Raw genomic sequence first — 14,890 nt, 5'->3', positions numbered from 1 at the left:
TCAGTTTCTGCGTAGGACCTTGGCTACGGTCGCAACGTTGTGGGCGAGGTGCAGCGGATTGATGGTGCCGACAATAGCACTGGCAACCCCGGGATGCTCAAACAACAGTTCAAAGCTGGCGCGAACCGGGTCCTCACCGGGGCTCAGGCAGGCATGACCGCTGGCCAGGGCTTTTTTCACCAGGATCGCCTTGCCGTGCTCGGCCGCGTACTCAATGACCGCCTTTTCGCTTCGTTCGTTCAGATTGTAGGTGACCATCGCGCAATCACCTTGCTCCAGGGCTTTCAAGCCACCGTCGACGGTCTTGCCAGAGAATCCGAAGCCGCCGATCTTGCCCTCGCGCTTGAGCGCCGCCAGGGTCGGGTAGACCTCGCTGTCGTCGAGGATCGCCAGGTCATTGCCGTCCGAATGCACCAGTACCAGGTCGATGTAGTCCGTTTCCAGGCGCTGGAGGCTGCGCTCAACCGAGAGCCGCGTATGAGCAGCGCTGAAGTCATGACGGGACTGGCCATCGCTGAATTCCTCGCCGACTTTGCTGACGATCACCCAGTCGTGACGCTGGCCGCGCAACAGCGGCCCGAGGCGTTCCTCGCTGCGGCCATAGGCAGGCGCGGTGTCGATCAGGTTGATGCCCAGGTCGCGCGCCAGCTTGAGCAGCATGCGCGCTTCGGTGTCATCCGGAATCTGGAAACCGCTGGGGTACTTGACGCCCTGGTCGCGGCCCAGCTTGACCGTGCCCAGGCCCAGGGGCGAAACCAACGGGCCGTTTTTGCCCAGCGGGCGACGCAGATCGTGGAGTGTCGGCTGGCTCATGGCAGCAGTTGCTCCCAGGCGGGAACGCCCATGGGCGGCTTGGGCAGGTCCGGCAGCGGGGCGGTATGGCTGGGCTGGATACCATCGCGTTGCAGCGCGGCGATCACCCGGTCGGAGAAGTCCGGGGCCAAGGCGAGCTTGGTCGGCCAGCCCACCAGCAGGCGACCCTGTTCGGCGACAAAGGCGTTATCCGGGCGGGTCAGGCCCGATTGCAGCGGCTCGGCGCGGGCGACCCGCAACGTGGCCCATTGTGCGGTGCTCAGGTCGATCCACGGCAGCAACTGGCCGAGCTCTTTCTGGGCGACGGCGATCTGCGCAGCGGGCTCGCGGGCGACGGCATCCCCCTCGGCAAGATCGCCTCCCAGGTACCAGACCCATTGGCCATCGGCGGCCGGATGGGTGGTCACAGTCACCCGGGGCTTCGGCCCGCCACCCAGGCAATGGGCGTAAAGCGGCTTGAGGCTGGGGCCCTTCGCCAGGACCATGTGCAACGGCCGGGTCTGCATGGCCGGCTGGTCGAGGCCCAGGGCGCGGAGCAGGTCGGCGGTGCCGCCGCCGGCACTGAGGACGATGCGCTGGGCGCGGATTTCGCGACCGTCGACCTTCAGCCCGACAAGTTGGCCTTCCTCGTGCAGCGGTTCGACCTGCTGCCCGGCCAGCAGGCTGTCGCCGGCCAGGTCTGCCAGGCGCGCGATCAGGCTGGGAACATCCACCACCAACTCGGCCAGGCGGTAGACCTTGCCTTTGAAACGCTTGTCTTGCAGGGCTGGCGGCAGTTGCTCGCCCTTGACCTGGTCGACGCGCCCGCGCACGGCCTTGCTGGCGAAAAAGCTCGTGAGGTTGCCGGCCAGGGTGCCTGGGGACCAGAGGTAATGGGCGTCGGACAACATGCGTACCCCCGACAGGTCCAGCTCACCGTCGCCCTTGAGGGCCTCGCGCCAACGGCGCGGCATGTCGGCAATGGCTTCCGAGGCGCCAGTCAGGGCTCCGTGCAACGCATACTTGGCGCCGCCATGGATGATGCCCTGGGATTTGACGCTCTGCCCGCCGCCAAGGCTGGCGCTTTCCACCAGCACGGTTGAAAACCCCTGGCGGCGCAAGCGCGCATTCAGCCAGAGGCCGGCGACTCCGGCGCCGACAATGAGGATGTCGGTGGAAATAACGGATGGCATGCAGCGACCTCGGAGGAAATTAAGCGGCAAGTTTCAAGCTTCGAGCTGCAAGTTACAAGCGAGAGGGTATCGCTTGTGCTTGCAGCTTGAGGCTTGGAGCTGCGCTGCTTCAATGTCCTGCAGTCTTGGAAAACAACTGGATCACCACCACCCCCAACACAATCAACGCCATCCCCAGCATCGCCGGCACGTCCAGTTTCTGCCCATAGATAAACAGCGCCGCGACGCTGACCATCACGATCCCCAAGCCGGCCCAGACCGCGTAGGCCACCCCCACTGGAACGGTGCGCACCACCAGCGTCAGCATCCAGAACGCAGTGCCATAGCCGGCGATGACCAACAACAAGGGCAGGGGCGTGCTCAAGCCCTTGATCGCTTTCATCGATACGGTGGCGATCACTTCGGCGCAGATGGCGATGGCGAGGTAGTAATAGGCGTTCATGAGCGATTCCTCTCGGGTCGTTGCGTCGTTCGATGGGCCCATTCTAGGGAATGGCCAAATGGGGTAAAGTCATTACCTATCTGCGATAGAGATAGGTTGAGCGATGAATGTTCAATGGAATCTGGAGCAATTGCGACTGTTCGTCGGTGTCGCCGAGAAGCGGTCGTTTTCCGCGGTGGCCCGGGATCAGCGCAAGGCTCAGTCGGCTGTCAGCAGTGCGATTGCACTGCTGGAAGAGGACCTGGGTGTGAGCCTGTTCGAGCGCAGCAGTGGTCGCCAGCCCAGACTCACCGATGCGGGCGTGGCGCTGCTTGAGGAGGCCCGGGAAGTGTTACGCCAATGCGAACGCCTCAACGGCCGGGCCTTGGCCCTGATGCGCGGGCAGGAGGCATCGCTACGCCTGGCCCAGGACGAGGCCATGCCCTATCAGCCCGTTATCGACAGCCTGGCGGCGCTGGCCGAACGGTTTCCCACCCTAGAAGTGCAACTGGCCAGCGCCGCCCAGGGCGATGTGGCGCGCAAGCTGGTGGAGCGTCGCGCCGATCTCGGGTTGTTGTTTTATCACGATCAGATTCCCGAGGCGCTGGAGCGCCGGGTATTGGGTAGCGTCGAGATGGTCACGGTGTGCGGCCGGGGGCATCCCTTGGCGAGCCATGATTACGTGACCTGCCTGGAGATGGCCCGGCACCGGCAATTGCTGATGGCGACCCAATCCAGCGTCTATCCCGGCAGCGAGCAGGCCAGCCCGCAAGTCTGGCGGGCCGACAGCTTCTACGTGCTGGCCGAGTGGTTGAGAAGTGGGCTGGGCTGGGCCTGGCTGCCGCGGCACGTCGTGCAGTACCCGGCGTACCTGGGGGACATGGTCGAGCTCAACAGTGAATGGACCCCGCCAGCCCTGGTGGTGGAGTTGGTCTGGCGCCGCGACGAACCCCTGGGCCCGGCGGCCCGTTGGCTGGCGGAACGTTTTGCCGTGCAGTTGCAGGCGCTCGGCTGAAAAACCGATAAACTCCGCCGCCATGAACAGAACTCTCTATAGCGCATTGTTTTATCTGGGGCTGCCACTGGTGGCGATTCGGCTGTGGCTGCGGGCTCGCAAGGCACCGGCGTATGCGCGGCGTATCGGCGAGCGTTTCTCGTGGGGCTTGCCGACGATGGCGCCGGGCGGCATCTGGGTCCACGCGGTGTCAGTGGGCGAGAGCATTGCCGCTGCGCCGATGATTCGCGCGTTGTTGCAACGCTACCCACAACTGCCGATCACGGTGACGTGCATGACGCCCACCGGTTCGGAGCGGATCAAGGCGTTGTTCGCCGATGAGCCGCGCATCCAGCATTGCTACCTGCCTTATGACCTGCCGTGCGCGGCCAAGCGTTTTCTCGACGAGGTCCGGCCGAAACTGGCGGTGATCATGGAAACCGAACTGTGGCCCAACCACATCCATCAATGCGCCCTGCGCGGTATCCCCGTGGCGTTGGCCAACGCGCGGCTGTCGGAGCGCTCGGCGCGCGGTTATGCCCGTTTTCCCAAGCTGACCCGGCCGATGCTTGCTGAGATGGGCCTGTTTGCCGTGCAGACCGAAGCCGAGGCAGAGCGCTTTCGTCAACTCGGTGCCAGGGCGGAAACCGTTGAAGTGACCGGCTCCATCAAGTTCGACCTGACCATCGACCCGCAACTGCTGGAAAGCGCCAGTGCCTTGCGCCGTCAATGGCAAGCGGTGGAGCGACCGGTGTGGATCGCCGCCAGTACCCATGAGGGTGAGGACGAAGTGGTGCTGGCCGCCCATCGTCGGTTGCTCGACAGCTACCCGGATGCGTTGCTGATTTTGGTGCCGCGTCATCCGGAACGGTTCGATGCGGTGGCGCAACTGTGCGAGCGTGAAGGCTTCGCCACGGTCCGGCGCTCCAGTGCCCGACCGGTCGACGCACAAACTTCGGTGCTGCTGGGCGACACCATGGGTGAACTGTTGTTTCTCTATGCCTTGGCTGACAGTGCGTTTGTCGGCGGCAGTCTGGTACCCAACGGCGGGCACAACCTGCTGGAGCCGGCGGCGCTGGCAAAACCGGTGCTCAGCGGGCCGCACCTGTTCAACTTCCTTGAAATTGCCGCCCAACTGCGCGCGGCCGGAGCCTTGGCGGAAGTGGAAGATGCCCACGGCCTGGCCCTGGCCGTGCAGCGTCTGTTCGAACTGCCCCGGGATGCCCAGCGCATGGCCGAGTCGGGGTTGGCGGTGATGCGTCGCAACCAGGGCGCGTTGCAGCGGTTGTTGGATGGGTTGGGGCGCTTGCTCGACTGAGCTCTGTGGCGAGGGAGCTTGCTCCCGCTCGGCTGCGAAGCAGTCGTAGGATCAGCGCTGCGGTTCTGGCCGGCAGAGCGCGGCGACTGGTTTTGGGCCTGCTTCGCAGGCCAGCGGGAGCAAGCTCCCTCGCCACAGGGGATTTGTCGCAGCTGTACTACTGCGCCGGCCGCGAGCGCAACTGTTGTGCCGCCGCTTGTGCCAGGTCTGGCGGCAGGAAGTCCTTGTCCGGGTTGTAGTCGGGCTTGAGGTAGCGGGACAGGGCTTGCAGGTCTTCCGGGCTCAAGGTCCCGGCGGCTTGCTTGAGGCGCAGGTTGTCCAGGATGTAGTCATAGCGGGCGTTATTGTAGTCGCGCACCGAGGTGTACAGCTGGCGCTGGGCGTCGAGTACATCGACGATGTTGCGAGTGCCCACCTGGTAGCCGATCTCCGTGGCGTCCACCGCGCTCTGGTTCGAGATGATCGACTGGCGCCGGGCCTGGACCTGCTCCACATCGGTGTTCACCGCGCGATGCAGGTTGCGGGTGTTTTCCACCACCTGCCGGCGCAGGCCTTCGCGCTGCTGCTCGGTCTGGGTGAGTTGCGAGTAGGACTCGCGAACCTGGGAGCTGGTCAGCCCGCCGCTGTAGATCGGAATGCTCAATTGCAGGCCAATGGTGCGTTGCTCGGCGTCGCCACCGTAGCGCTGGCCGGTGGGGCTTGGGTTGGTGAAGCCGAGGCCGTCGTTGTCACCTTTGCGGTACTGGGCGATTGCATCGAGGGTCGGCGCGTGGCCGGCCTTGCGCTGGCGAACGGTGTCTTCGGCGGCATCGACGGCATAGTTGCTGGCCAGCAGGTTGAGGTTCTGCCTGGCGGCGGTGTCGACCCAGGCCTTGGCGTCGTTGGGCGCCGGCGGCAGGATCGGCAGGGTATGAACGACGCCCTGGATCGAATTGTACTGGCGGTTGGTCAGGGTGATCAGCGCTTCGAAGGCATCTTCGACTTGACGCTGGGCGATGATCCGATTGGCCCGGGCGGTGTCGTAGCTGGCCTGGGATTGCAGCACGTCGGTCTTGTCCGACAGGCCGACGTCGAAACGTTCGTTGGACTGGTCGAGCTGACGCTTGAACGCGGCTTCCTCGGCCTTGGTCGAGGCCAGGTTGTCCTGGCTGCGCAGCACGTTGAAATAGGCTTCAGCGCTTTGCAGGATCAGGTTCTGCTCGGTAGCGGACAGCTGCAGCGATGCTTGTTCATTGACCGATTTGGCCGCTTGCAGCTGGAACCAGCGGTCGGCGCGGAAGATCGGCTGCGACAAGGTGGCCTGGTAAACCGTTGAGCTGCGGTTGGCGGTCATCGCCGGTTGGTCGAGCTCGGTACGGGTGTTGTTCAGGTCGGCGCCGGCCGACAGGTTGGGCAGCAGCCCGGCGCGTGCCTGGGGCACCACTTCCTTCTGAGCACCATACTGGGCACGAGCGGCGGCCAGGTCGGCGTTGTTGTCCACCGCTTCCTGGTACACGCTGACCAGATCGGTCTTGGTGGATAAAGGCGCTTCGGCGGCCCAGGCCATTCCATTGGACGCACAAGACACGGCCAGGGCCAGTGAGAGTTTGCGCAGCATGAGGCGATCCCTTACGTTCAAATTGAATGCGCATAACAGGCGCGCGGCGTAGCGAGTGTAGTTGTGCGTACGCACGGCAACAATCCTGTATTTGCGCCATTCATCACGGCTTTTGCCCAGGCGATGGCGTTCTGCGCCGGTTGTGTCTAGACTGGCCGGGTTCTTGTCGGGGTGCCTTGCTATGAGGCTGAGATCGAATAATTTCGGATCCCGTTGAACCTGATCAGGTTAGCGCCTGCGTAGGGAACAAGATTTCTCGTCACCCGGCGAGTCCTCTTGTGCTTCGTCCGGGATGTTGTTCGACAATCGATTTCCGATGTTCGAACAGGCTCGAGCAGCAAGCACAGCGTCCGCACTGTCGTGCAGGGGCGCGTCCATTCGTTACAGGTTCGCTCCGACAAAAATCCACTGCCTGGATGTGTGTCTGGAGAGCCCGTGATGACGACAAAATCAAAAAACGCGACCAACCTCAGTGAATCGGCCCAGGTCGATCAGCAATCGGTTCAGCCCTTTACCCGCTCGCAAAAAATCTACGTCCAGGGCAGCCGCCCGGATATCCGCGTGCCCATGCGCGAAATCAGCCTCGACGTGACCCCCACCGACTTCGGCGGCGAAATCAACGCGCCGGTAGTGGTCTACGACACCTCGGGCCCCTACACCGACCCGAATGTGGTTATCGACGTGCGCAAAGGCCTGGCCGACGTGCGTTCGCCTTGGATCGAAGCCCGTGGCGACACCGAGCGCCTGGCGGGCCTGAGTTCCAACTTCGGCCAGGAGCGCCTGGCCGACCCCGAGCTGACCCAACTGCGCTTCGCCCACGTGAACAACCCGCGTCGCGCCAAGCCGGGCGCCAACGTCAGCCAGATGCACTATGCGCGCAAAGGCATCATCACCGCCGAGATGGAATACGTCGCCATCCGCGAGAACATGAAGCTGGAAGTGGCCCGCGCCGCCGGCCTGCTTGACCAGCAACACGCCGGCCACAGCTTCGGCGCCAGCGTGCCGAAGGTCATTACCCCGGAGTTCGTGCGGGACGAAATCGCCCGTGGTCGCGCGATCATCCCAGCCAACATCAACCACACTGAACTGGAACCGATGATCATCGGCCGTAACTTCCTGGTGAAGATCAACGGCAACATCGGCAACAGTGCCCTGGGTTCGTCCATCGAAGAAGAAGTGGCGAAGCTGACCTGGGGCATCCGCTGGGGTTCGGACACGGTCATGGACCTGTCCACCGGCAAGCACATCCATGAAACCCGCGAATGGATCATCCGCAATTCGCCCGTGCCCATCGGCACCGTGCCAATCTACCAGGCCCTGGAAAAGGTCGGCGGCGTGGCCGAAGACCTGACCTGGGAACTGTTCCGCGACACGCTGATCGAGCAGGCCGAGCAGGGCGTCGACTACTTCACCATCCACGCGGGCGTGTTGCTGCGCTATGTGCCGATGACCGCCAAGCGCGTCACCGGTATCGTCAGCCGTGGCGGTTCGATCATGGCCAAGTGGTGCCTGGCGCACCACAAGGAAAACTTCCTCTACACCCATTTCGAAGACATCTGTGAAATCATGAAGGCCTACGACGTCAGCTTCTCGCTGGGCGATGGCCTGCGTCCGGGCTCGATTGCCGACGCCAACGATGAAGCGCAGTTCGGCGAGCTGGAAACCCTTGGCGAGCTGACCAAGATCGCCTGGAAGCACGACGTGCAGTGCATGATCGAAGGCCCCGGCCATGTGCCGATGCAGTTGATCAAAGAGAACATGGACAAGCAGCTCGAGTGCTGCGACGAGGCGCCGTTCTACACCCTCGGCCCGCTGACCACCGACATCGCGCCGGGCTACGACCACATCACCTCCGGTATCGGTGCGGCGATGATCGGCTGGTTCGGTTGCGCCATGCTTTGCTACGTCACGCCGAAGGAGCACCTCGGCTTGCCGAACAAGGATGACGTGAAGACCGGGATCATCACGTACAAGATCGCCGCCCACGCCGCCGACCTTGCCAAGGGCCACCCGGGCGCGCAGATCCGCGACAACGCCTTGAGCAAGGCGCGTTTCGAGTTCCGCTGGGAAGACCAGTTCAACCTCGGCCTGGACCCGGACACCGCCCGTTCGTACCACGATGAAACCCTGCCGAAGGACTCGGCCAAGGTGGCGCATTTCTGCTCGATGTGCGGGCCGAAATTCTGCTCGATGAAAATCACCCAGGAAGTGCGTGAGTACGCGGCGAACCAGCGCATTGAAGCGGTGGACGTCGAAGTCGCCCAGGGGATGGCCGAGCAGGCGGAGCGGTTCAAGCAGGAAGGTAGTCAGCTTTACAAGAAAGTGTGATTTGAGCTGGGGGCGGTGGTGACTTTACTGCCGCCTTCGCGAGCAGGCTCGCTCCCACAGTGGAACTCGGTCGTTCACAAAACTTGTGTTCACCGCAGGTCCATTGTGGGAGCGAGCCTGCTCGCGAAAGCCATCACCAGAACAACAAAATATCCCTCTGAGATAACAACCCTTGAATATCCAACCCAGCACCTACTCCCCAGACGCTGCCGTACCTTTGGACAAACGCGTCTTCGGCGCTCGCGATCTGTTTTCTTTGTGGTTCTCTCTCGGCATCGGCCTGATGGTCTTGCAGGTCGGCGCCCTGCTCGCGCCGGGCCTGGGCCTGAGCGGTTCGTTGCTGGCGATTTTCCTCGGCACGCTGGTGGGCGTCCTGCTGCTGGCGGCGGTCGGGGTGATCGGCAGCGACACTGGCCTGTCGGCCATGGCCGCGCTCAAGCTCAGCCTTGGCGGCAAGGGCGCGAGCGTGCCGGCGGTATTGAACCTGCTGCAGCTGATCGGTTGGGGGTCGTTCGAAATCATCGTCATGCGCGACGCCGCCAGCCTGCTCGGCGCCCGGGCCTTCAGCGAAGGCAGCCTGGGCTCCAACCCACTGCTGTGGACGCTGTTCTTCGGCGCCCTGGCGACCCTGCTTGCCGTCAGCGGGCCGCTGACCTTTGTGCGTAAGGTCCTGCGTAAATGGGGCATCTGGCTGCTGTTGGCCGCGTGCATCTGGCTGACTTGGAACCTGTTCGCCAAGGCTGACCTGGCGGCACTCTGGGCCCAGGCGGGCGACGGCTCGATGCCGCTGGCGGTGGGGTTCGATATCGCCATCGCGATGCCGTTGTCGTGGTTGCCGCTGATCGCCGATTACTCGCGTTTCGGCAAGCGCGCCAAAAACGTCTTCGGCGGTACGGCCGTGGGCTTTTTCATCGGTAACTTCTGGCTGATGAGCCTGGGCGTGGCCTACACCCTGGCGTTCGCGCCGAGCGGCGAAGTCAACGCATTGCTGCTGGCCCTGGCCGGCGCCGGACTGGGCATCCCACTGCTGCTGATTCTGTTGGACGAGTCGGAAAACGCCTTCGCCGACATCCACTCGGCGGCGGTGTCCAGCGGCATGCTGTCAGGGTTGAAAGTCGAGCACCTGGCCTTGGCGATTGGCGTCATCTGCACCTTGATCGCCTGCTTCGCGCCGTTGGCGCAGTATCAGAACTTCCTGTTGCTGATCGGCTCGGTGTTCGCGCCGCTGTTCGGCGTGGTGCTGGTGGACCACTTCATCCTGCGCAAGCGCAGCAGCCAAGTGGTGTCAGCCGCGTTGCGCTGGCCGGCCCTGTTGGCCTGGTTGGGTGGGGTGAGCACTTATCACCTGCTGGCCAACTTCTACCCGGACATCGGTGCAACCCTGCCATCGTTGATCCTGGCAGGGTTGCTGCAACTGTTGCTGGGCCGGGCCTTCAGCTACGGCCGGGAAACAGCTCGGGCTTGAGGATGCCGTTGAGGCGTGGGTAGGCGATCTTCAATTCGATGTGGCCCAGGGCGTACGGCGCGATGGTGCTCACTTCGTACTTGAGGATCACCCCGCCGTAGGTCAGCGCGATGTGTGGGGTTTTCTGAAAGGACCACTGTTTCAGGAACTCGGGTTCCTGATCCAGCTTGGTACTGATCAGCCAGCTGTTGTGAGCCACTTGCGCGGCTTTCCAAAAGGCTTCCTCCTGGCCCGGCAGCAGCATGTCCGACAGCGTCAGCACTTTGTGCTGCTGGCGCGAATAGTTGATGAAACCGCGACCCGGCGTGCCATGGGCGCCGCCAGTGTCCAGATAGCTGGACAATTCGATAATCACCAAGCCGTCATGCTGCTCGCGTACCTTGGCCTGCAAATAGCTGCTGTTGCGCGGTGCGGCGCTGCGCAGGAACTGCTCGCGATAGGCGGCCAGCGTCGGAGCCGCAGGGGCGTCCGGGCTGGTGCGGGTCATTTGCAACAGGCGTTTTTCGATGATGCCGTCCAGGGCCGGCTCGGCGGGAAAGCGCAGGGTGTCGATGTTCACCAGCGGGCAGTCGGCACTGGCGCAACCGGGCTGCAATTGCTCCGACGCATCGCGAGTCGTCTCCAGGGGCGCTCGGTAATTGGGTTGGAAGAGGCTTTGGCAAGCACCCAGGGTCAGGGCGATGGCGGCCAGGGAAGCGATTCTAAAAAGCGACATGGGCGTCCTTCGTGGAACAGGGAAAGGCAAAAAGTTACCCGCTTCGACTGTCGGCAGGGCAATCAGTTCGCCACTAAGCTCATTAGAGTAATTTTAAAGGCAGCCGTCTATCCCGATGACCGGAAAGGGGCTGCATCAAACGGTACGGGCGCGTTAGGATGGCGCGAAGCCGAGGTTGGAACCTCGTACTGGATCACCGCACACGAGGATTGTCATGACTGATTTCGCCAACGCCACACCGAGCGCCGTGGAGATCGTCAAGCGCGAAAATTGCTTCAAGGGTTTCTACAAACTTGATCGCGTGCACCTGCGCCACGAATTGTTCGCCGGTGGCATGAGTCGCGAAATCAGCCGCGAGCTGTTCGTTCGCCATGACGCGGTGTGCGTGCTGCCCTACGACCCACAGCGCGATGAGGTGGTGCTTATCGAACAGTTCCGCGTCGGTGCCATGGGCAAGACTGCCAATCCCTGGCTGGTGGAACTGGTGGCCGGCCTGATCGACAAGGACGAGCAGCCGGAAGAAGTTGCTCATCGTGAGGCGCAGGAGGAAGCTGGGCTTGTCTTCGCCGCGCTCTGGCCGATGACTCAATATTTTCCATCGCCGGGCGGCAGTGACGAGTACGTGCATCTTTTTTTGGGGCGTTGCGACAGCTCGGGGGCGGGCGGCCTGCATGGCCTGCTGGAAGAGGCTGAAGATATCCGCGTGAAGGCCTGGGCTTTTGAAGATGCCCTTCAAGCGGTGCGCGACGGGCGAATTTGCAACGCGGCCAGCATCATTGCCTTGCAATGGCTGGCCTTGAACCGTGATGAAGTGAGGGGGCTATGGTCCTGAACAAGTTGCGCGATCGTTATCGCGTCGATCTGGTGGGGTTGCAGGCCGCCTGCGAGGCCAACTACGCCCGCCTGATGCGCTTGTTGCCGGACATGCGCAACGATCCGGCACCGCGCCGCATCGCCGTCACCCACGGCGACCAGATGCTGGGTGTATTGGCCCTGGAAGTGCTGCAAACCTGTCCTTACACCACTACTTTGCAGGTGCGCCAGGAACACAGCTTGCCCTGGCTGCCGGTGCCGCAGTTGGAAGTGCAGGTCTATCACGATGCGCGCATGGCCGAAGTCGTCAGCGCCGAACATGCACGACGCTTTCGCGGCATCTATCCTTATCCCAATGCGTCGATGCACCAGCCAGATGAAAAAGCCCAGTTGAACCTGTTCCTGGGGGAATGGCTGAGTCATTGCCTGGCGCTGGGCCACGAGTTCGAAGTCGTACGGTAGTTGTGAACCGGTTCCGGTTCGCGGGTTTCCCCTTTCGATCATCCCCCAGCATAATTGCCGCTTCATGCAACGGCGTGATTGCGCCTGGGAGAGAGCGATTTGCCGAGCGTATCCAGCTTGACCACGGCCGATGCGGTGCTGTTGGTCCAACTGTCTGACAGCCATTTGTTCGCCGATGCCGATGCATCGTTGCTGGGCATGAACACCCGTGACAGCTTGCGGTCGGTCATCGATTTGGTGCTCAAGCAACAGCCGGCCATCGACCTGATGCTCGCCACCGGCGACCTGTCCCAGGACGGCACGTTGCAATCCTACGAGTCGTTTCGACAACTGACAGCGCGTATCGATGCGCCGACGCGGTGGATTCCCGGCAACCATGATGAGCCGCAGGTGATGCTTGAGGCGGCGGTCAGGAGTACGTTGCTCGATCCGGTGGTGGACATCGGAAACTGGCGGGTAACGATGCTCGATTCCGCCGTGCCAGGTTCGGTGCCGGGCTTCTTGGCCGAGGAGCAATTGATTCTGTTGGCCAATGCCTTGAGCGAAGCGCCGGAGCGGCATCATCTGGTGTGTCTGCACCACCATCCGGTGTCGATTGGGTGCGCGTGGATGGAACCGATCGGGTTGCGTAATCCCGAGGCTTTGTTTGCGGTACTGGATCGCTTTCCCCAGGTGCGAGCGGTGTTGTGGGGGCATGTGCATCAGGAGATTGACGAGGTGCGCGAGGGGGTTCGTTTGTTGGCTTCGCCTTCGACCTGTATTCAATTCGAACCGGGCAGCGAGGATTTTGCGGTGGGCTCGCAGGCGCCGGGGTATCGGTGGTTGCGGCTATTGCCGGACGGGCGGTTGGAGACGGGGGTAGAGCGGGTGGTTGGGTTTGCTTTCACTCCGGACTATGGCTCCAACGGATATTGAGGACGAGGCGGCCTGACAGCCTGCCCATTTCTCACTGCTGTACTCCGATCCAATTGTGGGAGCGAGCCTGCTCGCGATGGCGGCTTGACAGTCGGCCTTGTTGACCGGGTACATATCCATTTCTGCGGTAATAGCGGCTTATGGTTCCGCCCTTACGGCGGCTCACTTTTTTTCAAACGCCAAAAAAAGTAAGCAAAAAAGGCTTGGCCCCACCACTCGGTGCCTCGCCAAGGCTCGGCATGCCCTCACTCCGGCATTGCTCCGTGGGCCCGCCGCGAAGGACCATCCATGGTCCAGCGCGGCTATCCCGGCATCCATGCCGGGATGCCCACTCCACAATGCCTGCGTTCGGCCATCGTGGTTAACGGGGCCCCTAGATCAAAAGCCAAGCCGAGGCGGCCTTAGGGCCGACCTGGCTCTCGGTGGGACCGCGTTTCCCCTGTGGGAGCGAGCCTGCTCGCGAAGACGGCGGCACATACAACATGGATGCAAGCTGACCCACCTCCATCGCGAGCAAGCTCGGCTCCCACAGGGATCGGCGGTGGACACTGATCTTATAAACGACCCGAAACCTGTGTGGGAGCGAGCTTGCTCGCGATGGCGGCCTGACAGTCGGCCTTGTTGACCGGGTACATATCCATTTCTGCGGTAATAGCGGCTTATGGTTCCGCCCTTACGGCGGCTCACTTTTTTTCAAACGCCAAAAAAGTAAGCAAAAAAGGCTTGGCCCCACCACTCGGTGCCTCGCCAAGGCTCGGCATGCCCTCACTCCGGCATTGCTCCGTGGGCCCGCCGCGAAGGACCATCCATGGTCCAGCGCGGCTATCCCGGCATCCATGCCGGGATGCCCACTCCACAATGCCTGCGTTCGGCCATCGTGGTTAACGGGGCCCCTAGATCAAAAGCCAAGCCGAGGCGGCCTTAGGGCCGACCTGGCTCTCGGTGGGACCGCGTTCCCCCTGTGGGAGCGAGCCTGCTCGCGAAGACGGCGGCACATACAACATGGATGCAAGCTGACCCACCGCCATCGCGAGCAAGCTCGGCTCCCACTGCAATCGGCGGTGGACACTGATCTTATAAACGACCAAAAACCTTCGTCGAGCCGAGACTATGAGGATTCAAGGCTGACAAAGCCCTCGCCACTAAGGCGAAGTGTTATCGAAATCACCCCAAACCCCCACAAACTCCCTGTAAACTCCGGCCTTTGCCCAGCACCCAGGGAGTCGGCAATGTCGGGTTCGATCCTTTATATCCATGGCTTCAACAGCGCCCCGGCGTCGACCAAAGCCTGTCAATTGGTCGACGTGATGGCTCGCCTTGGCCTCAGCGACCAATTGCGGGTGCCTGCCTTGCATCACCACCCTCGCCAAGCGATGGAGCAGATGGAGCAGGCGATTGCAGAACTGGGCCGGCCGCTGCTGGTCGGCAGCTCGCTCGGCGGCTACTATGCGACTCACTTGGCCGAGCGCCACGGGCTCAAGGCCCTGTTGGTCAATCCTGCCGTGAGCCCGCATCGGATGTTCGACGGGTACCTGGGAACGCAGAAGAATTTGTACACCGACGAAACCTGGGAGTTGACCCACGACCACGTCACGGCCCTGGCCGAGCTGGAAGTGCCGGCGCCCCGGGATCCGCAGCGCTTTCAGGTATGGTTGCAAACCGGTGACGAAACGCTGGATTATCGCCACGCCCAGCAATATTACCGGGCCTGTGCCTTGCGCATCCAGGCCGGCGGTGACCACAGTTTTCAGGGGTTTGCCCGACAGTTGCCGGCGTTGTTGAGTTTTGCCGGCATTGGCGCCGATTTGTATCAGGCGATCGACTTCACGTCGCTGTGAGCCATCGCCCCCTTTTTCATTGAACACTGACGACGAGAC

General features: G+C 62.6%; 13 protein-coding genes and 1 riboswitch. Of the genes, 8 read left to right on the top strand and 5 right to left on the bottom strand.

Translation table 11 applies throughout. The annotated features are described in order from the left end of the window. The 3 genes from J3P81_RS22475 to J3P81_RS22465 all read right to left on the bottom strand — a co-directional run bounded on the left by J3P81_RS22475 (position 1) and on the right by J3P81_RS22465 (position 2,427). On the bottom strand, positions 1-813 hold the full coding sequence (locus tag J3P81_RS22475) for an aldo/keto reductase (protein WP_420766161.1): 813 nt from the start codon (positions 811-813) through the stop codon (positions 1-3). Then, on the bottom strand, positions 810-1,985 hold the full coding sequence (locus J3P81_RS22470; protein WP_434560992.1) for an NAD(P)/FAD-dependent oxidoreductase: 1,176 nt from the start codon (positions 1,983-1,985) through the stop codon (positions 810-812). The genes J3P81_RS22475 and J3P81_RS22470 overlap by 4 nt, the downstream gene beginning before the upstream one ends. 109 nt (positions 1,986-2,094) lie before the next feature. Further along, positions 2,095-2,427 carry a DMT family transporter gene (locus J3P81_RS22465; RefSeq protein WP_109752132.1) on the bottom strand — a complete coding sequence of 111 codons (333 nt, stop codon included), beginning with the start codon at positions 2,425-2,427 and terminating at the stop codon, positions 2,095-2,097. Between the two features lie 103 nt (positions 2,428-2,530). Here J3P81_RS22465 and J3P81_RS22460 point away from each other — a divergent pair, with 103 nt between their 5' ends. Together J3P81_RS22460 and waaA are read left to right on the top strand one after the other, a co-directional pair. Further along, positions 2,531-3,421 carry a LysR family transcriptional regulator gene (locus tag J3P81_RS22460; protein ID WP_434560990.1) on the top strand — a complete coding sequence of 297 codons (891 nt, stop codon included), beginning with the start codon at positions 2,531-2,533 and terminating at the stop codon, positions 3,419-3,421. A 22-nt stretch (positions 3,422-3,443) separates the two neighbouring features. Further along, complete coding sequence (gene waaA, locus J3P81_RS22455) at positions 3,444-4,718, top strand: lipid IV(A) 3-deoxy-D-manno-octulosonic acid transferase (RefSeq protein ID WP_434560988.1); 1,275 nt, start codon at positions 3,444-3,446, stop codon at positions 4,716-4,718. Positions 4,719-4,875: 157 nt separating this feature from the next. Here waaA and J3P81_RS22450 read toward each other — a convergent pair whose 3' ends face one another. Further along, positions 4,876-6,315, bottom strand: a complete 1,440-nt coding sequence (locus J3P81_RS22450) for a TolC family outer membrane protein (RefSeq protein ID WP_434564157.1) — start codon at positions 6,313-6,315, stop codon at positions 4,876-4,878. Positions 6,316-6,472: 157 nt separating this feature from the next. Beyond that, a riboswitch (TPP riboswitch) is annotated at positions 6,473-6,578 on the top strand. A gap of 175 nt (positions 6,579-6,753) precedes the next feature. On the opposite strand from J3P81_RS22450, the gene thiC reads away from it, so the two are divergent. Both thiC and cytX read left to right on the top strand, forming a co-directional pair. After that, positions 6,754-8,643, top strand: a complete 1,890-nt coding sequence (gene thiC / locus J3P81_RS22445; RefSeq protein ID WP_420766165.1) for a phosphomethylpyrimidine synthase ThiC — start codon at positions 6,754-6,756, stop codon at positions 8,641-8,643. A 172-nt stretch (positions 8,644-8,815) separates the two neighbouring features. Further along, positions 8,816-10,108, top strand: a complete 1,293-nt coding sequence (gene cytX, locus J3P81_RS22440) for a putative hydroxymethylpyrimidine transporter CytX (RefSeq protein ID WP_434560986.1) — start codon at positions 8,816-8,818, stop codon at positions 10,106-10,108. Here the strand turns inward: cytX and J3P81_RS22435 are convergent. Further along, on the bottom strand, positions 10,077-10,823 hold the full coding sequence (locus tag J3P81_RS22435; protein ID WP_420766167.1) for a DUF3298 domain-containing protein: 747 nt from the start codon (positions 10,821-10,823) through the stop codon (positions 10,077-10,079). The two genes, cytX and J3P81_RS22435, sit on opposite strands and share 32 nt — an antisense overlap. A 214-nt stretch (positions 10,824-11,037) precedes the next feature. Here J3P81_RS22435 and J3P81_RS22430 point away from each other — a divergent pair, with 214 nt between their 5' ends. The 4 genes from J3P81_RS22430 (at position 11,038) to J3P81_RS22415 (ending at position 14,851) form a co-directional block, all read left to right on the top strand. Continuing rightward, complete coding sequence (locus J3P81_RS22430) at positions 11,038-11,655, top strand: NUDIX domain-containing protein (protein WP_420766168.1); 618 nt, start codon at positions 11,038-11,040, stop codon at positions 11,653-11,655. Next, entirely contained in the window at positions 11,646-12,098 is a 453-nt protein-coding gene (locus J3P81_RS22425; RefSeq protein ID WP_003186471.1) for a DUF1249 domain-containing protein, read from the top strand. Before J3P81_RS22430 ends, J3P81_RS22425 begins: the two co-directional genes overlap by 10 nt. Before the next feature lie 99 nt (positions 12,099-12,197). Further along, entirely contained in the window at positions 12,198-13,013 is an 816-nt protein-coding gene (gene cpdA / locus J3P81_RS22420; protein WP_434560984.1) for a 3',5'-cyclic-AMP phosphodiesterase, read from the top strand. Between the two features lie 1,229 nt (positions 13,014-14,242). Continuing rightward, positions 14,243-14,851 (top strand): YqiA/YcfP family alpha/beta fold hydrolase, encoded by a 609-nt coding sequence (locus J3P81_RS22415; RefSeq protein ID WP_420766170.1) that lies wholly within the window; start codon positions 14,243-14,245, stop codon positions 14,849-14,851. Positions 14,852-14,890: the final 39 nt, after the last annotated feature.

The organism is Pseudomonas sp. R1-6, from assembly GCF_051132115.1.
Taxonomy (GTDB): domain Bacteria; phylum Pseudomonadota; class Gammaproteobacteria; order Pseudomonadales; family Pseudomonadaceae; genus Aquipseudomonas.
Note: the sequence above shows the minus strand (reverse complement) of the source record. Positions and strands in the feature narration are given on the sequence as shown.